Annotated in this window: 15 protein-coding genes; 6 read left to right on the forward strand and 9 right to left on the reverse strand. The window is 59.6% G+C overall.

Annotated elements, in window-relative coordinates; all coding sequences use genetic code 11:
• Window positions 1–7 precede the first annotated feature (7 nt).
• From J122_RS03780 to J122_RS03790, 3 genes are all read left to right on the forward strand, one after another.
• A complete protein-coding gene (locus J122_RS03780; protein ID WP_061331206.1) occupies window positions 8–1279 on the forward strand; it encodes a sensor histidine kinase in 1272 nt (423 codons plus the stop codon).
• A complete protein-coding gene (locus J122_RS03785; protein WP_061331207.1) occupies window positions 1276–1806 on the forward strand; it encodes a response regulator transcription factor in 531 nt (176 codons plus the stop codon). Before J122_RS03780 ends, J122_RS03785 begins: the two co-directional genes overlap by 4 nt.
• Before the next feature lie 198 nt (window positions 1807–2004).
• The gene (locus tag J122_RS03790) at window positions 2005–4134 is read left to right on the forward strand and encodes a putative bifunctional diguanylate cyclase/phosphodiesterase (protein WP_061331208.1); all 2130 of its coding nucleotides are present in this window, start codon (window positions 2005–2007) and stop codon (window positions 4132–4134) included.
• A gap of 7 nt (window positions 4135–4141) precedes the next feature.
• Here the strand turns inward: J122_RS03790 and J122_RS03795 are convergent, their stop codons facing one another.
• The 8 genes from J122_RS03795 to J122_RS03830 form a co-directional block, all read right to left on the reverse strand.
• On the reverse strand, window positions 4142–4801 hold the full coding sequence (locus J122_RS03795) for an energy-coupling factor ABC transporter permease (RefSeq protein ID WP_061331209.1): 660 nt from the start codon (window positions 4799–4801) through the stop codon (window positions 4142–4144).
• A gap of 87 nt (window positions 4802–4888) precedes the next feature.
• On the reverse strand, window positions 4889–6610 hold the full coding sequence (locus J122_RS03800; protein WP_061331210.1) for a SulP family inorganic anion transporter: 1722 nt from the start codon (window positions 6608–6610) through the stop codon (window positions 4889–4891).
• Between the two features lie 7 nt (window positions 6611–6617).
• The gene (locus J122_RS03805) at window positions 6618–7484 is read right to left on the reverse strand and encodes an MBL fold metallo-hydrolase (RefSeq protein ID WP_061331211.1); all 867 of its coding nucleotides are present in this window, start codon (window positions 7482–7484) and stop codon (window positions 6618–6620) included.
• Window positions 7485–7569: 85 nt separating this feature from the next.
• Window positions 7570–9084 carry a diguanylate cyclase gene (locus J122_RS03810; protein ID WP_061331212.1) on the reverse strand — a complete coding sequence of 505 codons (1515 nt, stop codon included), beginning with the start codon at window positions 9082–9084 and terminating at the stop codon, window positions 7570–7572.
• 79 nt (window positions 9085–9163) lie between these two features.
• A complete protein-coding gene (locus J122_RS03815) occupies window positions 9164–9784 on the reverse strand; it encodes a tetratricopeptide repeat protein (protein WP_061331213.1) in 621 nt (206 codons plus the stop codon).
• The gene (locus tag J122_RS03820; RefSeq protein ID WP_061331214.1) at window positions 9784–10563 is read right to left on the reverse strand and encodes an SDR family oxidoreductase; all 780 of its coding nucleotides are present in this window, start codon (window positions 10561–10563) and stop codon (window positions 9784–9786) included. Before J122_RS03820 ends, J122_RS03815 begins: the two co-directional genes overlap by 1 nt.
• Window positions 10550–12757, reverse strand: coding sequence for an AMP-binding protein (locus tag J122_RS03825; protein ID WP_061331215.1), 2208 nt, complete (start codon window positions 12755–12757; stop codon window positions 10550–10552). The genes J122_RS03820 and J122_RS03825 overlap by 14 nt, the downstream gene beginning before the upstream one ends.
• Window positions 12741–13451, reverse strand: coding sequence for a thermostable hemolysin (locus J122_RS03830; protein WP_197463806.1), 711 nt, complete (start codon window positions 13449–13451; stop codon window positions 12741–12743). The genes J122_RS03825 and J122_RS03830 overlap by 17 nt, the downstream gene beginning before the upstream one ends.
• Window positions 13452–13608: 157 nt before the next feature.
• Between J122_RS03830 and J122_RS03835 the strand changes: the two genes are divergently transcribed.
• From J122_RS03835 to cobS, 3 genes are all read left to right on the forward strand, one after another.
• Window positions 13609–14295, forward strand: a complete 687-nt coding sequence (locus J122_RS03835) for a response regulator transcription factor (RefSeq protein WP_061331216.1) — start codon at window positions 13609–13611, stop codon at window positions 14293–14295.
• A complete protein-coding gene (locus J122_RS03840; RefSeq protein ID WP_061331217.1) occupies window positions 14286–15710 on the forward strand; it encodes an ATP-binding protein in 1425 nt (474 codons plus the stop codon). The genes J122_RS03835 and J122_RS03840 overlap by 10 nt, the downstream gene beginning before the upstream one ends.
• A gap of 99 nt (window positions 15711–15809) precedes the next feature.
• Window positions 15810–16571, forward strand: a complete 762-nt coding sequence (gene cobS / locus J122_RS03845) for an adenosylcobinamide-GDP ribazoletransferase (RefSeq protein ID WP_082780509.1) — start codon at window positions 15810–15812, stop codon at window positions 16569–16571.
• Between the two features lie 30 nt (window positions 16572–16601).
• On the opposite strand, the gene J122_RS03850 is transcribed toward cobS, so the two are convergent.
• A complete protein-coding gene (locus J122_RS03850; RefSeq protein ID WP_061331219.1) occupies window positions 16602–17270 on the reverse strand; it encodes a DNA-3-methyladenine glycosylase I in 669 nt (222 codons plus the stop codon).
• Between the last annotated feature and the right edge of the window lie 59 nt (window positions 17271–17329).

The following is a 17329-nucleotide window of genomic DNA, read 5'->3' on the forward strand; positions in this document are numbered from 1 at the left end:
GCCGTCTATGGAATGGCTCACACACTCTCAAACCGGTTTTCGCCAGGCTGCCCGTTATCTTCTGGGTATGCGGCTGGCCATTATTGCCACGCAACTGGTCGCGATCGCTGTTGCCGAAACCACCGTAACACTGGCCCACCGGGCCGAGGCCCTGATCCTCAGCCTGCTTTATGCCGTTCTGGCCACGCTGGCCTGGCTGTGGTTCAGCCGTAGGCCCCCCGAAACGTTCGCACCGGTCAGCCTGACCCTGGCCACAGATCTGTTCCTGATCGGCTGGTGGCTGTATTTCACCGGCGGCTACACCAACCCCCTGGTGTCCTTGCTGCTGCTGCCCATTGCCGTCGCCATCATTCTGGTCCCCAGCCGCCAGAGCATTGTCCTTACCGTCACCGGCGTTGCGGTGTATACAGCGCTGGTGCTCTGGCACACCCCGGTTATGCATGATCACCACTCGGCAGACCTGGCCAGGCTGCATCTGGTGGGCATGTGGGTGACCTTTGCCCTGACCGCCGCCATTCTGCTACTGGTGGTTGGCACCCTATCCCGCAGGCTAAGACTGCAACAGTCCCAGCTTTCGCAATTCCGGGAAAACCGTTTGCGGGATGAACAGATCATCGCCCTCGGTCTGTCTTCGGCCGCCGTTGCCCACCGGCTAGGTACCCCGCTGAATACCATGACCCTGTTACTGGACGAAATCCGTTCCCACACCGAAGGCCAGGCCTCCGTGGCTCTGACGGAAGATCTCGACCTGATGGGTCAGCAGTTGAACCTGTGCAGCCAGCATTTGCAGCAACTAACCAAGGCGGCGATTGAAGCCCGCACAGCGCAACTGGAAATACTGACGGTCAAAGACTGGCTCGCCAGGCTGAGGGAGTCGGCCACGCTGTTATGGCCGTCAGGGCCGATTCAATGGCCAGGCGCCCACCCCGACGTCTCGGTGGCCGTGGATGCCACTCTGGACCAGGCGGTGCTCAACCTGCTGGCAAATGCCCTGACAGCGAGCCCGTCCTGGGTCGCCGTCAGAAGTCAGTTGTCGGAATCCGGTCGGGTGGAGGTGGTTGTCGAGGACCAGGGTGACGGCCTGGAAACGGCTCTGCAGGGCACGCCGGGTGAGGACATTGTCGACTCCCACCATGGTCTTGGGGTTGGGTTGTTCCTTTCCAATGCCACGATCCAGAGGCTTGGCGGCAATCTCCGGGCCAAGGCCAGTGAAACAGGCACCACCATGGTGATCGATTTACCGGTTTCCCAGCCCCTAGGCGGGGAGATACAACCATGACGACTCAGGAACTCTGGCTGCTGGTCGACGATGACCAGGCGTTTCTCCAGGTGCTGGCCCGATCCCTGTCTCGCCAGGGCATCGAAACACTCTGCGCCAGCGATGCTGACAGCGCTCTGGAGGCCATCCGTGCCAGGCCGGTGAACCGGTGTGTTCTGGATCTCAACCTGGCCGGGGAAAGTGGCCTGCAACTGTTGCCGGAACTTCTCGAGCAGAAGCCAGATCTGGACGTACTGGTGCTGACTGGTTACGGCAGTATTGCCACGGCGGTGGAAGCCATGCGCCGCGGCGCCGCCAACTACCTGTGCAAGCCGGTTACCGTGAACCAGTTGATGAATGGCTTTGAACCGCTGGACGCACCACCGGACCTGAGGCCCGAACCGCCGTCTGTGGAAGAAATGGAATGGGAACACATCCAGCGCGTGCTGAACGAACACGATGGCAACATTTCCGCCACCGCCCGGGCCCTGAACATGCACCGGCGGACCCTGCAACGCAAATTGCAAAAACACTCCCGCTGGCGCTGATACGTCCTTGCCGCCTGACACCGCCAAGGAATGTTTCCGAAAATTGACTTCCGTCAACCATACACCGCTTTGGTCCAATGTCTTAACGGGCCAGATAGGCTAGCATCGTGCCCCGTTGTGAGATTGCAATAAACGGACACACCCTCTCACAGGGAGGAGAGAAACACCCAAGCCACCGTTACCCGGAACACCCGACACATGTCGAATGCCCCTGATTCCAACAATACATCACCGGATATTGACCCCAAGCGCCTGGCACTGGTGGCCTCTGCCACCCGCAATCTGGTGCTCATTCTGGATGCTGGTGGTCGCATCGAATGGGTGAATGCCGCTTTCGAACGTCATACCGGCTTTCACCTCGACACCATAGTTGGAAAGAACCCCGGCGAACTCCTCTACGGGCCGGACACCGACACCGAGACCGTCCGCCGTATTCGCCAACACCTGTTCCGTGGCGAAGTGTTCGAGGAAGACGTTCTCAATTATTCGGCGGATGGCACGCCCTACTGGGTACACACCTACTGTATGCCTGTTGGCGAAAGCGAGGGTGTCGAGCCCGGCTTCGTAGTCATTCAGACCAATATATCCGACCGGAAGAATAGTGAACGCGGCCTGCGCATCGCCGCCAGCGTGTTTGATCGGAGCCACGAAGCCATTGTCATTACTGATCACTTCAATCGGATTATCGACGTCAACCCGGCTTTCTCCCGTATCACCGGATACAGTCGCCCGGAAGTACTTGGATTGAATCCTTCCATCCTCAGCTCCGGTCGCCACTCCCGCGAATACTACCAGTCCATGTGGACGTCGATTGAGAAGACCGATCACTGGCGAGGCGAAATCTGGAACCGCCGGAAAAGCGGGGAAGAATATGCAGAGCTGCTGTCGATCAGCCGCGTTCACCTTGAAGAGCCGGGGCGTTTCTACCATGTGGCCGCGTTCTCAGATATCACTGCTCTGAAAAATCATGCTAAGGAACTGGACCGCGCCGCCAACTATGACGAGCTGACCGGGCTGCCCAACCGGCAACTGTTGGAAGAGCGTCTTCGCTCGGCCCGCACCCACGCGGACCGTCAGAAGCGGGTGCTGTCCATCTGCTACCTGGACCTGGATGGCTTTAAAACCATTAACGACCAGCTGGGCCATGACATCGGCGACCAGGCGCTGCGGGCAACCGCCGAGCGCCTGACCCGCGCCCTGCGCAGTGGCGACACCATCGCCCGCATCGGCGGCGATGAGTTCGTGCTGTTGCTGCAGAGCGACAACGCCGAACCGGTGTATTCCCGCATTCTCTCCAGTGTCAGCGAGCCCCTGCAGATCGCCAACCAGACCATCTCCCTTACCGCCAGCCTGGGCGTTACACTCTATCCGGATGACGACACCGATGCAGAGGGCCTGATTCGCCACGCAGACCAGGCCATGTATGCCGCCAAGGAGAAAGGCCGAAACCAGTTCCACATCTTCGACCCGGGCCTGGACGCTCATCGTCGGCAGCGCCGGGACCAACTGATGCAGATTTCCCAGGCGCTGGAGAACGAAGAGTTTGAACTCTATTTCCAGCCCCAGGTTCGGATGGTCGACTACCAGGTGATCGCGTTTGAGGCGCTGATTCGCTGGAATCATCCGGACAAAGGAATGCTTGGCCCCGGTGAGTTCTTGCCAGCTGTCGCCAACAGCCATCTGGAGATTCCGCTGGGCCAGTGGGTACTCAAGGAAGCCATCCATCAGATGAATCTGTGGCATGAGGCGGACGAATCGCTCGCCGTCAGCATCAACATCAGCGCACCTCACCTGATGGACCGCAGTTTTGCCGATTACCTGGAAAGCTACTTGCACAGCCATCCGGATGTGCGCCCCGGGCAAATCACCCTGGAGGTTCTGGAATCCACCGCGCTGGAAGACACCAAGCGCGCGAGCAATGTGTTGGCTCGCTGCCAGTCCCTGGGGTTACAGGTGGCACTGGACGACTTCGGTACCGGTTTCTCGTCATTAACTTACCTGCGCACCCTGCCGGTGGATGTGATCAAGATCGACCAAAGTTTCGTCCGCAACATGCTCACCGATGCCAGTGACCGCGCGATTGTGGAGAGCGTGATTTTCCTTGCGCAACGCTTCGACCACCCGGTTCTTGCTGAAGGCGTGGAAACCATGGAACATGCTCGCGCCTTGAGGGACATGGGGTGCAATCTGATTCAGGGTTATGGCATCGCCCGCCCAATGCAAGCGAAGGCCTTGCTGCCCTGGCTGGCACAGTGGCGCGATCAGGTGAGCCGACATCACAGCCTGGGCAAACATGAACAAACCTCCGTCCAGGGCGGAGGCATCTGACCGGGCGTTACCGGTATCGTCGCTGATCCAGGGTGCTGAGCCGGTCTGGGTGAAACACCATCAGGCCGGTCACAAAAACGCCGTTCACAAAGCCTTCCGGAATCATGAACAGTGGCAGGTAGCGCAGGTATTCGTGCACCAGGGTCTCGAAGGTATAAACGCCGCTGGACCACAGCATCAGACACATCAGAACACCGGCTGCGGCCACCGACAGCCCGGCACCAAAAAAACCGCAAAAGAAAATGTAGGCAAAGAAGTTGCGGAAATCCCTGCGCCGCTCCCACAGCATGATGGCGTGGGTAACCAGAGCCGGCACCATCACCGTCACCAGGCCGTTGGCGGCAAACATCACCAGAGGCTCGCGGCCGGTAATAACGGTGATCACCAGCGCTAACAGACCGCTGATAACGGCCAACGCCCAGCCAAGCATCAGGGTGATCACGGTGATGCCAAAAATGTGGATAGCCAGCCCGGGCGAGATGCCCGCCCGTAACTGCCAGACAAAGCCCAACACCACCGCCGCACCAAACAGCGAGTGCTGGGTGGCGTTATCTTTCCTCAGCGCCTGCCAATCCACTGAGCGCAAAGCTGCCAGCAACACCAGCACAAAAATCGACGCGGTCAGCAACCACTGGCTGGTTGAAAGCAGATTTTCTGTCATTCCCATCAAAGTCACCGGTTACCAAAGCATCGGATGCGCGGGGCAGTGTTTACTGATACCCCCCGGCCGGTCAATGGGATCACTTGACCCCGGTCACTCCAGGGCAGTACGCCCGGTCAGGGACTGCCAGGCCTCATAAGTGCTCAGATAGACGTTACCACCGAGGTGCCGGATAAGCTCGGTACCCTTCAGCCGGTCCATCACCGGGCCTTTCACCTCCGACAGGTGCAACCGCACCCCGGCATCGGTCAGCCGCTCATTGATGGCTTCCAGGCTCTCCAGGGCCGACGCATCCACCAGGTTCACCGCCGGGCAGACCAGCACCAGGTCGGTCAGCTCCGGTTCCCGGGTGACCAGATCCATCACTCGCTCTTCAAGGAAGCGGGCATTGGCAAAGTAGAGGCTTTCATCCACCCGCAAAAAGGTCACTTTCGGGCACAGTTCCACGTCGTGGCGCAGAATGTTCCGGAAGTGTTCAGTGCCCGGCACCCGGCCCACCACGGCACTGTGGGGTCGGCTGGTGCGGTACAGAAACAGACCGATCGACAGGGCAACACCGGCAATGATTCCCGCCTCAACGCTGTGAACCAGAGTCAGCACAATGGTTGCCAGCATGGCGCCGAAATCCGTCCGTGAATACCGGAAGGTGCGGCCCAGCGCTGGCAGGTCGATCAGCGTGGCAACCGCCACGATGATCGTGGCCGCCAACGTGGCCTGGGGCAGCCAGGCGATGGCCGGGGTCAGGAACAACGTGGCCAGGGCAATGCCGACCGCCGTATAAGCACCGGCCGCCGGAGTTTCCGCGCCGGCATCAAAGTTCACCACCGAACGGGAAAAGCCTCCGGTCACCGGCATCCCACCGGAGAGCCCGGAGCCCAGGTTCGCAGTGCCCAGGCCGATCAACTCCTGATCCGGATCGATTCTCTGGCGCCGTTTCGCCGCCAGGGTCTGGCCCACCGACACCGATTCCACAAACCCAACCACACTGATCAGCAGGGCACTGACCGCCAACTGCGACCAGATCGCCATATCCAGTGTGGGCATGGTAAATGAGGGCAATCCTGCCGGAACCTCGCCCACCAGGCGAACGCCTTTTTCGTCCAGATTCAGCCACCAGGCAATCAGCGTGGTCACCACCACCGCCAGAATCGGAGCGGTTTTGGTGATGATATCTGCGCTTCTGTTGGCCAGGCCCAGCCGGACCAGCAATGGCTTCAGAAATTCTCGGGACCACAGCAGGAATGCCAGCGCGCCAACCCCCACCAGCAAGGTAGGTATGTTGGTTTCCGGCAGGGATGCCAGCAAGGAGCCCGCAATTTCCCACAGGTTATGGCCCGAGGCCTGGATTCCAAACACGTGTTTGAGCTGACTCGCCGCAATCACGATACCCGAGGCCGTAATAAAACCGGAGATGACCGGATGGCTGAGGAAATTCGCCAGGAAGCCAAGCCGCAGGATGCCCATCACCGTCAGCATCAGGCCGGACATCACCGCAATCAATACGGCACCGGCAATGTACTCCGGTGTTCCCATGTCCGCCAGCGGCGCCAGGGCCGCCGCCGTCATCAACGAGACCACCGCCACCGGGCCCACCGACAAGGTCCTGCTGGTGCCGAACACCGCATACACCACCAGCGGCAGAATACTGGCGTACAGCCCGACCTGCGCCGGCAACCCCGCCAGCAAAGCGTAAGCCAGCGACTGGGGAATCAGCATGACGGTCACAATCACCGCCGCGACCAGATCACTGGTCGCCTGATCACGGCTGTACTTTGGCGCCCATTGCAGAACAGGCAGGTAATGTTTGAGGTTCATGCCGGGCTCAGAACCGGTTAACCGGAACTTTCAGGTACACCTGGCCGTTATCCTCAGCCGGCGGCATGTGACCGGCGCGCATGTTCACCTGCACCGAAGGCAGGATGAGCCGGGGCATGTCCAGAGTGGCATCACGCTCGGTGCGCATTCTGACAAATTCGTCCTCTGAAATTCCCTCATGCACATGCACGTTGGCCTCGCGCTGTTCCGCGACCGTGGTCATGTGATGGTACTCATCGCGACCAGGCGCCTTGTAATCGTGGCACAGGAAAATCCGGGTCTCGGCCGGCAACGACAGTACCTTCTGGATTGACCGGTACAGGGTACGGGCATCACCACCCGGGAAGTCGCAGCGAGCGGTGCCGTAATCCGGCATAAACAGGGTGTCGCCAACGAAAGCGGCGTCGCCAATCACATAGGTCAGGCAAGCGGGAGTGTGGCCCGGGGTATGCAAAACCCGACCTTCAAGGTTGCCGATGGCGAAGGTATCTCCCTCTTCGAACAGCTGGTCAAACTGGCTGCCGTCACGAGCGAACTCCGTGCCGGCATTGAACGCTTTGCCAAAGATTTCCTGAACATCGACGATTTTCGCGCCAATACCTGTCTTGCCACCCAGTTTCTCGTGCAAGTACGGGGCAGCCGAAAGATGATCGGCGTGCACGTGGGTTTCCAGAATCCACTCTACGGTCAGGTTGTTGGCGCGAACGTACTGAATAATGTCGTCAGCCGAACGCACGTCGGTACGGCCTGCGGCGTAGTCGAAATCCAGCACGGAATCGAGGATGGCGCAAGCCTGGCTGTCAGGGTCACGCACCACGTAACTGAACGTGTTGGTGGGCTCGTCGAAAAAATGCTGAACGATGGGCTGTGTCATGGTATTCACCTCTGAGATCTGCCGATCACTAATCTTATGATCTAAGAATATACCAAATGGATATATGAGGTGAAATGCTGTTTCCTTATATGCGTGATAATCCCGATGCATCGACCAGGCAGTCCCGACCACCCTGCTTGGCCTGGTACAACCGCTGGTCCGCAAGCCCAATCAATGCGTGGGGGCTGACCGGTTCCTCGGTAAGCTCCGCCACACAGACAGAACCAGCACTTACCGTGATCCCGAAAGTCTCACCACCAATCACAAACTTTTCCGCCCTGACGGCGTGCATGATTCGCTCCACCAATGGCTGAACATTCGCATCCGCCAATTCGGTGAAAACTACGAGAAATTCCTCGCCACCGTATCGGGAAACCACATCGGTATTCCGCGTGTTCGCGAGAAGCAGTTCGGCAAATCGCACCAACACCTGGTCCCCGGCCAGGTGGCCCAGGTTATCGTTAATCCGTTTAAAATGATCGATGTCAAACATCGCCAGGCAAAAACGTTCACCATGACGACTGCAGGTAGCCAGCACCTCATCCAGCCTGGGCATTAAGTAGCGACGGTTGTGAAGGCCGGTGAGAGGGTCACGAATCGACTGGTTCAGCAAATCTTCCTCCAGACGATTGCGCTCAAGGGCACCGGACAAAAGCCCGGAGACAATGATCAGAAGGTCTGCCATATCCTGCCGCCAAGATCGATGCGATAACGAATCAACGCCAAAAAAGCCCATGACCTGGCCACGTATCCAGATTGGGACGCAGAACATGGAACTCACGCCCTGCGACTCCAACAGGGCACGCTCGTTGTTGGCCTCGGGCGGCAACCGCTTGACGTCTTCGATAAAAACCACCTGATTCAGATTTTTCATCGCGTTGATTTGCGCTTGCCACCACTGGAATTCCTGAATGGCCACGCTTTGCTGATCCGCCATCAGGGAAGCCACCCCCGGCGCACACCATTCGTGGGTATTGGTCATCGTCAGGTGATCTTGCGAAAACCCATAGACATAGGCTCGATCAATGCCAAAAAAACCACCAATGGAGCGGAGTAACTCGTCGATGCACTCGTCGATCGAACCAAATCCGAGCTGGATAAATTCTCCGGACAACCGGGCAATCAGCTTCTGAAAACCCGCCTGAAACTGGAACTCCGCTTCGCTGTCCCGCAGGATCTGCTCCAGTTCTTTGTAGTGCTGGATGTTGTGGAACTGACCATACCAGATGGTACTGCCATCGGGTTGGCGCTCCGGCACCGAATGGGCCTCAAACCACTGATACTGGCCATCCAGCAACTTCAGACGCGCCCGGTAACACCAGGGCTCCAGAGTCTGCGCCGAGTGCACAATACTGTTGGCCACCCCGGTCGCGTCCTCCGGGTGAATTACCGAGAATACTGCTCTGGCGTCTTCGTTAAGCAGGGCGGGTTCAATGCCGAACAGGTCCTGTACCTGATCACTGACATAGGGGTAACGGTGGGACTGACCATCCGGGCTGAGCCAATAGGTAAACAGGATTCCCGGAACTCCTGATGCCAATTTCCGGAAGAAATGAGCCGGCATTCGGTCTGGCTGGCCTGCCCCATAATTGCTCGCCATGAATGACCTGTCTCCCTAGCATTTGCACTCTTACGTAATGACGAGTGTAGCCCAGCCAGACAGGCGCGGCGACCAGCAATCACAGATTATTCAGGCGAGCCTGCGCCTCTGCCCGGCGCCCCTGGTCAGCCACCGCGCGGCCTGGCCTGTCGGGTGCCGCCAACACTTTTTCAAGATAAATACGGGCACGTTGGGGCTCGCCCTGATCCAGCAGAAAATCCCCGAAGAAGTAATTGGCATCAATACCGTCGGGATTGATGGCCAGCGACTTTTGCAGGTACTTCCGCGCCTTGCCATCATCCCCGAACCCCAGCGGCCAGCCCGGCACCTGATAGTACAGACTGCCGAGCGACGTGTAAGCGGAGCCATCCAACGCCTCCGGGTCGATGTCGAGGGCCGCTTCCAGTGAGGCCCGGGCTTGCTTTACCAGCCCGAGGGCGCCGAGGCCGCCTTTGGCACCGGCGTAGGTGCTGAGCACAATACCCTGCCAGATCAGCGGTTCGGCACGGCCCGGGTAGCGGCCAACAAAGGCTTCGGCCTCAGCGGCCAGCTTCTCGAATGCTTTCTCTTTGTCCCTGTCCTGAACCTGATATTGAATTTCAGCCCAGCGCTGCTGGATTTGCGCCAGCTCAATTTCAACATCCTGCGCCCACAGTGGCATAGCCGCCACAGAGACCAGCACCAGAATCATCCACTTCATCACACCACTCCTGAATCCAGAAAGCGCCGGATTACCGGCAGTTGTTTCAACATGGCTTTATCCACAATCTTCGGCAGGATGCCGTTGAGTACCACAAACAGTTTTTCCGGCCAGCCTAGAAAACGCCGGCGCTCATCTTTTTCCATGGCTTGAAGAATCTGGGCTGCGACGGCTTCCGGTGCGTCCATGGCATTGCCCAGGGCACGGTTCAGCTCGTTCACCGGCGCCGGGTTCATGGCTGTGGCGGTGGCTCTGGGCGCCACATACACCACCTGTACCGGGGTATCCGCCAGCTCCCGGCGCAGGGCTTCGCTGAAGCCGCGCAGGCCGAACTTGCTGGCGCAATAGGCGGTGTAGCCGGGAAATCCGATACTGCCAAAGGTGGAGCCGACAAACACCAGCGCGCCCATCCCTGCTTTGCGGAAACGAGGCGCAAAATGCCGGGCCACCAGCATGGCGGAACGCAGGTTGACCATAAGCTGGGCATCCAGGTCACTGACCGCCATGGTATCCAGCGCCGCAAACCGGTTCTGGCCGGCGCAATGAATCACCCCATCAATATCGGGATACACCTTGCTCAACTGTTGCAGCTGTTGATCCAGCTTCGGGCTGGCCAGCTCCAGGTGCACCGGAGAAACGCCCGCACGCTTTTCCAGCCGCTCCGGATGCCGGGTAGCGACGATCACCCGGGCACCGCATTCCACCAGCGGCCCGATCAGGGCCTGGCCAATGCCGCCGGTGCCGCCCAGCAGCAAAAAGGTACGGTCATGCAGCCTCATGGCGCTGCTCCTTGCCACGTGCCGGCAGCGGAATGCTGTGCAGCATATCGCCGTACAGGCGGTACACCATGCGTGCAGCCTCAATAATGGCCTGTTGGTCGTCCGGGTCGGTGATGTCGTTCATCAGGTTGCGGAAGAACTCGAAGTGTTCCTGGTCCAGGGCGCCGTGGGAGTATAGGTAGCTAAACGCCTGGTCCGGCAGGCCCAGCTGCTTCTGGACGGCTTCACCCAGCGGCGTGGCCAGCTCAATGGAAGTGCCTTCCAGTACCTGAACCATGCCAAAAAACGCCGCCGGGTTACCCCGCTGGATGCGGTCATACAGGTAGGCCACCATCAACTCGATGGAGGTATCGGGCTGGCCATCGCGAATGGTTTCCTTGTCTTCACCGCAGGCTTCAAGATCGTTGAGGATCCACTCATGGTGGCCGTATTCTTCCTCGATGTATTCCACCAGCGCCTTACGCACGAACTCCAGCCGCTCGGGCAGCCGGCCACCGCAGGCCATCATCAGCGGTACCGTGTGTTTGACGTGGTGGTAGGCCTGTGTCAGGAACCAGGTGTATCCGTCAAGATCAAAGCGACCCTCACGGATAGCCTGAATCACCGGGGCTCCAGTGACATGGGCCCGGGCCTGTTCGGTTTCGGATTGCAGTCGGTCAAAAAATGCCATGTTGGAGTCTCCTGGCGTTGAAAACTGGGTAGTTACGGGTTGTGAAGAGGCGCTTGATGGCGCCGAGAGGTTCATGAACAGGGGGAAGCCTTCCGCCAAAAGCATGGGCAGGTCGGCCTGAATCTGGTGCCGCACCGGGCGGCCGTTGGCGGTGATATGCCCTTCGGCCTGAGTGAGCGGTTGCCGGCGCAGGTATACCGCCTGCAGGCGGGCATAGTCGGGCAATCCGGCATTGAGCTGCGCCAGGGCCTGACGCACAGCCTCGGGGCTACGACCATCCCGGATGACCAACAGGGCCAGGGGCTGGGGCTCTCCGTCACCGAACACCACGGCCTGGGTAGCGCCCACGGCCTGTATCAGCTCGCTTTCCAGCCATTCCGGGCTGATGTTACGGCCGAAACTGGTAATGATCAGGTTCTTGGCCCGGCCGTTAACGCCCAGGAATCCGCCCGGGCCTGTGGCTCCAAGATCGCCGGTGTCCAACCAGCCATCATGCTCCGGCTCATCTCCCAGGTAACCCAGGTGGGTATTGCCCTGCACCAGAATCCGCTGGTCGCTATCCACACGAACCTGCACGTGATTCAGCGGCAGGCCTACGGTGCCCTCGCACTCGCAACCCGGCGCATTCAGCGCCACCACCGAGCCACACTCAGACAAGCCATAGCCTTCGTACAGCGGCAAACCAGCCGCCCGGCCCCGAGCCAGCAAATCCGTCGATACCCGGCCGCCACCAACAGCCAGGAAGCGGAAACCGCCAGCCAACAATTGGCCCTGCTCAGCGGCATTGACCAGCGCCATCGCAAGCTCTGGCACCAGAATCACTGAATGCGGCTGAAACCGGTTAAGGGCGAGGGCAAGCTGGCCCACGTCCAACCCGCTGCTGCCGGTCATGCCCAGGGTTTTCAGCGGCATAACCGTCACTGTGGCGCCTATCAGCAAGGGCAGGTAAACCCCGGCAATGTTTTCCAGCAGGGTGGCCAGCGGCAGGATGCACAGGTGCTTCTGCAGATCCACACCCTCGAGCCGTTGCTGCAGGGCACACGCGGTAGCGACCATTTGCCCGGCAGACAGGCATACGCCCTTCGGCGTGCCGGTGCTGCCGGAGGTGAAGGTGATCTTTGCGGTTTGCTCCGGCATCCAGGCGGCTCCCGGAAAAACCGACAAACGGCGCAGCCAGACTCCCTGTCCAATGGTCTCCGCGTGTTCTGCCTCAGCGCTGAATAGCAGGGCATCCAGCCCGGCCCGCTGGATCAGGTGCTCAGTCTGGCTGCTGGAAAAAAACACCGGCACCGGCACACACACCACCCCTGCCATCAGGCAGGCGAGATCGGCCACCACCCAGGCCGGCGTGTTGTCGCCACACAGCCCGATGCGTTTGACGCCCAGATTCCGCAGCTGTTCAGACACAGCCTGAGCCGCGAGCCACATCTGCTGGTAGGTTAATTCGTCATCCGGCCCGCGCAGGGCGATGTGATCCGGATACTGCTGTACGCGCCGGTACAACAGCTCAGGCAAGGCGACCATAGGCACCTCCCAAATCCGTCTGATGCTCGACCTCAGCCGCTGCAACCGGCTGCACCAGTTTCAAAAGTCCGGCTTCACGAAGCGCCGACATGCCATCGGCCACGCGAATGGTCATCACTACCGGGTGGTGGTCGTAGTAGCGGCCCCAGCCCGCACCGCCATCCGGCAGCCTTGAAGGGTCGGCATCTGCCAGCACCTGGGTAGCAATACCCAGGCGATGAAAGCTGTTGCGCAGCTGGTCGGTGCCGGTGCACACCACCCAGTCATAGCCCGCCGCATCCAGCCACACCGAAAGAGAAGCAAACAGATAACGGCTGACGCCGGCTTCCACCCCGGCCAGGTGGGCAATTTCGGCAATGCGGCGGCGTTCGGTGCCGAGTTCGGGCATCAGCGTTTGTACTGGCACCGACAGGTAATCCTCCAGGAACAGTGTGTCGTCGCCGGCATTACGTACACCCACCGCCGCCATCAGGCTGCCCTGAGCCGTGGTCAGCGCAAGCAGGGAGGGAATTCGCAAATTCGGCTCGGCTCCGTAGGCCTGCAGAAAACGGCGACGGATAAACGCCGCCACCGTTGCTGCCATGGCACTGTGCGGTGTGATTTCGCTGAACCAGCGGCCGGCACAACGCAGCACGGGCAAAACTTCCGGGGAGTCTGGCGGGCAGCAGGTGGACATCGTCAGCGGGTCAGTCATCGGGGTTCTCCAACAGCCGGGCAAGGCCCATGGGTTACAACTGTCAGAGTATTGTCAGAGCCTTAAACCTCCCTTAAGACGACACGCAAGAATTCTTAAGCTCGGCTTAAGGTTTCTGTGGCAAACTCGTTTTCAGATATCAGAACGGGGCTCGTGAATGCGCATACTGTTGGTGGAAGATGACCACTCCCTTGCCCGCACCATGCTCAATATGCTGCGGGAAGACCAGAACACGGTGGACTGGCTGGATGATGGCCAGCAGGCCCTGAATGCCCTGCTGCAGGAACACTTTGACTTGGCCATTCTGGACCTGACCCTGCCGCGGATGGACGGCCTGGACATTGTCCGGAACATCCGCCAGCAGGGTAACCAAACCCCGGTCATCATCCTCACTGCACGGGCAGATCTGAACGAAAAGCTCCAGGGACTCGACGCCGGGGCCGATGACTACCTGACCAAACCCTTCGCCATGGCCGAACTGAAAGCCCGGATTCGAGCGGTGACCCGCCGTGGTGCCGCAACCAGCCCCTCCACGGGGCTGACGGTAGGGCGCCTGACCCTGAATCCGGAGAACGGCCATTTGATCGTTGACGGCGAATCCATCACCTTGCCCCGCAGCGAGTTCCAGATTCTGCATTACCTGATGCGCAACCCGGACCAGGTGGCTACCCGGCGCCGGCTGGAGGAACAGCTTTACGGCTGGGAGGCGGGGGCGGAGAGCAATGCCCTGGAGGTGCATATCCATCATCTGCGCCGACGGATTGGCAAGGCAGCCATCCGAACCGTACGGGGTGTAGGCTACCTACTCGACAGCCAGGCCGCCGCGGAGCCCGCATGTCTCTGACCCGTACCTTGACTCTGCTGGTTACATCCGCCGTGCTGCTGATCGCCCTGATCGCCGCCGGCTGGAGCTATGTTGAGAGTAACCACGAGTTGGAAGAACTGTTCGACGCGGAGCTGGCCCAAAGCACCCGGATCGTGCAGGGGCTGATCCGGCACCTGGCCGACAGCCAATCACTGGAACAGCTTTCTGACACCCTTGAAGAAACCCTGCAGCTTCCCGGGCTTGGCCTGACCGAAGCAGAGCTTGAGTCAGACCGGGATGAGATCCTGCCGGATGGAGCCGGCCACAAGTACGAGAAAAAACTGGCTTTTGAGGTTTGGACTCCCGGAGGCTCCCCGTTGCTGGACACCTTGAATGCCGACGATTCTTTAGGCCTTACACCCGGCTATACCTGGGCCGAATCTACCGGTTATCGGTGGCGCACCTTTACCCTGCAGGACCCGGACACCGGATTCTGGATACGCGCCGCGCAACGTGAGGATATCCGCGAAGAACTGAGCCAGGAGTTGGCGCTGGGCAATATCCTGCCTCTATTGCTGGCCCTGCCATTGCTGGCATTAGCGGTAATAGCCGCCATACAGATCAGTTTCCGCCCCCTGCGCCGGCTGGAAAAGCCCGTTCGCAACATGGCCCCGGAACGCATCCACCCCCTGGACGACCGGCAGGCTCCCAAGGAAGTTGCCGGGCTGGTTCAGGCCGTCAACGGTTTGCTGAAACGGCTAAACCAGGCACTGGAGCGTGAGCGCCGGTTCTCCGCCGACGCCGCCCACGAGCTACGCACACCGCTGACCGTGCTTCGGCTGAACCTGGAAAAAGCCTGCGAGCAAAACCCCGAACAATTCAGCGAACTGATCGGTGCCGTGGACAGGATGGTTCACCTGGTAGAACAGATGTTGCTACTGAGCCGGGTAGACGCGGGCACCGACTCAATGCCGGACATTCACAACCTGCCAGAATTGCTGGAACAGAGCATCGCGGATATTGCCCCGCTGGCCCTGAAAAAGCACATCGAGCCGGAACTGGATGATAAAACCAGCGGCAATGGCCTGGTTCGATGCCACAGCACGTTGATCAACACCCTGATGCGTACCGTGCTGGCTAATGCCATCCAGTACAGCCCAGCACATACCGTGATTTCCATCCAGCTGGTGCCGGCGGGCGAAGGTTATGCCATTTCGGTATGCGACCAGGGACCAGGCATACCCTCAAAGGAGCGGGAGCGCGCTCTGAGCAGGTTTGTAAGACTGGATCAACGCGCAGGTGGCGGAGCGGGCTTGGGCCTGGCGATTGCCCGACGTATTGCTGAACTCCATGGCGGCCAGTTGACGCTGTTAGATAGAGCAGATGGACACCCCGGACTCTGTGTACACGTTTGGCTGCCTGCCTCAAGCGACCTCATTCACACGCCGTCCTGACTCTGTCACTTTCTCCCGACCAGCAAACGTCCGTACAAGGCAGCACTTCATGGCGCTCTAAAGTACAATGGCGCTTTGGCTCAAACATGGAGGCGCCCTTTGCCCCTTAGGTCACGCGTTGCCCATGAATGGCAAGCCTTCTGGCTGGCTATCGGCTTCCTTACACGCATCCCCATGCTCGTGCGGATTGACTACTCCCAGCGCCTCATGAATCAGAGCAGCACCTATTTTCCCCTAGTGGGCCTTCTGCTCGGATTGGTCTATTGCGCCGCCTTCTTTCTGTTTTCACTGATCGCCAGCCCAGTGGTCGCCATTATCCTGGTGGTTATTCTGCACCTGTTTATCACCGGAGCTTTTCACGAGGACGGTCTGGCGGACAGTGTTGACGCTCTCGGCGGGGGTTATACCTTAGAAAAACGGCTGGCGATCATGAAGGACAGCCGCATTGGTACCTATGGCACGGTGGCGCTGGTGATGGCCTTGCTGCTAAAAGTGGCCCTGCTGGCCGATGCCCAATTGATCTGGCTCGCGTTGCTGGTGTCACCTGCGGTTTCCCGCCTGACACCCCTGGTGTTGATGGCTTGCCTGCCCTATGTCACCGATCCTGACAAAAGCAAATCCAAACCGGTGGCGGACGGTTTCTCCCGCAGCCGGTTGTTGGCGGCGGCCGGCTTTGTAATGTTGCTTACAGCGGGGTTATCACTCTGGCAGCCGTTGCTTATTCCCGCGACCGTCACTGCCGTACTTCTGGCTGCCCTGCTCTGGGGAGGCTATCTGCGCAGGCAGCTTGGCGGCTATACAGGCGATACCCTGGGCGCGGCCGTCGTCTTAAGTGAACTGGTGCTATTGCTGTTTCTGTAGTCTCAGGCGGTCATTGATTCTGGGCAATGCTCAGTTATCCACCGTGAATGACACTATCCGGGAAAGCTGACTGATGGGCATCCCGGTTTCTTCATGCCAGCGATTAAATGCCTCCTGGGCCTGGGTGAGCCCTTTCTTGCTGGCAGGAGACGCATCCAGAATGCCTGCACGGGTCAGTGCGGTCACCACATCGTGAGACAGGATAAAGCCATCCCACCCCACCCGGCGCAGGAAATACTGGGCGGAATTACCCCCCAGACGCTCGCCATTGCGTTTCAGGTACAGCAGCAGCCCCACCTGATCGGTTGACGGCCACTGCGCCAGAAACCGGCCAAAGCTACCATGATCTTTCGCCACATCCATGATCATCCGGGCATTCTCCGGAACCGTGCGGATCTTCTGCATGTTACGAACAATCCGCTCGTCTGTTGCCAGCCGCTCCAGGACTTCCGGCGGGACCTGCTGCCAGTAGGCGGGCACAAACCCTTCGAACGCCGCCTCAAAATCCGGCCATTTATTCTCGATCACCCGCCAGACAAACCCGGCCTTGAAAATGCACCGGGTGATCTCGGAAAGGTAACGGTCGTCGCTGATCTTGGCCAGGCGCTGCTTCTCGGTGACCGGTGGCAGCATGGATTTCAGGGCCTGTTCGCCGCCTTTGCGGGCCAGTGCCTGCTGGTAGAGCTCGGAAAATTTCATTTCACCTCCTGACCAGAAGCCCCAAATCGAGTCTGATCGTACCCAATTCAGGACCTGTG

Origin of the sequence: Marinobacter excellens LAMA 842, from assembly GCF_001574445.1 — a bacterium.
Classification (GTDB): Bacteria; Pseudomonadota; Gammaproteobacteria; order Pseudomonadales; family Oleiphilaceae; genus Marinobacter; species Marinobacter shengliensis.

Coding starts and splice junctions, on each gene's coding strand:
- J122_RS03780 (WP_061331206.1), top strand. CDS start 8: ATGGAATGGCTCACACACTCTCAAACCGGTTTTCGCCAGGCTGCCCGT.
- J122_RS03785 (WP_061331207.1), top strand. CDS start 1,276: ATGACGACTCAGGAACTCTGGCTGCTGGTCGACGATGACCAGGCGTTT.
- J122_RS03790 (WP_061331208.1), top strand. CDS start 2,005: ATGTCGAATGCCCCTGATTCCAACAATACATCACCGGATATTGACCCC.
- J122_RS03795 (WP_061331209.1), bottom strand. CDS start 4,801: ATGGGAATGACAGAAAATCTGCTTTCAACCAGCCAGTGGTTGCTGACC.
- J122_RS03800 (WP_061331210.1), bottom strand. CDS start 6,610: ATGAACCTCAAACATTACCTGCCTGTTCTGCAATGGGCGCCAAAGTAC.
- J122_RS03805 (WP_061331211.1), bottom strand. CDS start 7,484: ATGACACAGCCCATCGTTCAGCATTTTTTCGACGAGCCCACCAACACG.
- J122_RS03810 (WP_061331212.1), bottom strand. CDS start 9,084: ATGGCGAGCAATTATGGGGCAGGCCAGCCAGACCGAATGCCGGCTCAT.
- J122_RS03815 (WP_061331213.1), bottom strand. CDS start 9,784: ATGAAGTGGATGATTCTGGTGCTGGTCTCTGTGGCGGCTATGCCACTG.
- J122_RS03820 (WP_061331214.1), bottom strand. CDS start 10,563: ATGAGGCTGCATGACCGTACCTTTTTGCTGCTGGGCGGCACCGGCGGC.
- J122_RS03825 (WP_061331215.1), bottom strand. CDS start 12,757: ATGGTCGCCTTGCCTGAGCTGTTGTACCGGCGCGTACAGCAGTATCCG.
- J122_RS03830 (WP_197463806.1), bottom strand. CDS start 13,451: ATGACTGACCCGCTGACGATGTCCACCTGCTGCCCGCCAGACTCCCCG.
- J122_RS03835 (WP_061331216.1), top strand. CDS start 13,609: ATGCGCATACTGTTGGTGGAAGATGACCACTCCCTTGCCCGCACCATG.
- J122_RS03840 (WP_061331217.1), top strand. CDS start 14,286: ATGTCTCTGACCCGTACCTTGACTCTGCTGGTTACATCCGCCGTGCTG.
- J122_RS03850 (WP_061331219.1), bottom strand. CDS start 17,270: ATGAAATTTTCCGAGCTCTACCAGCAGGCACTGGCCCGCAAAGGCGGC.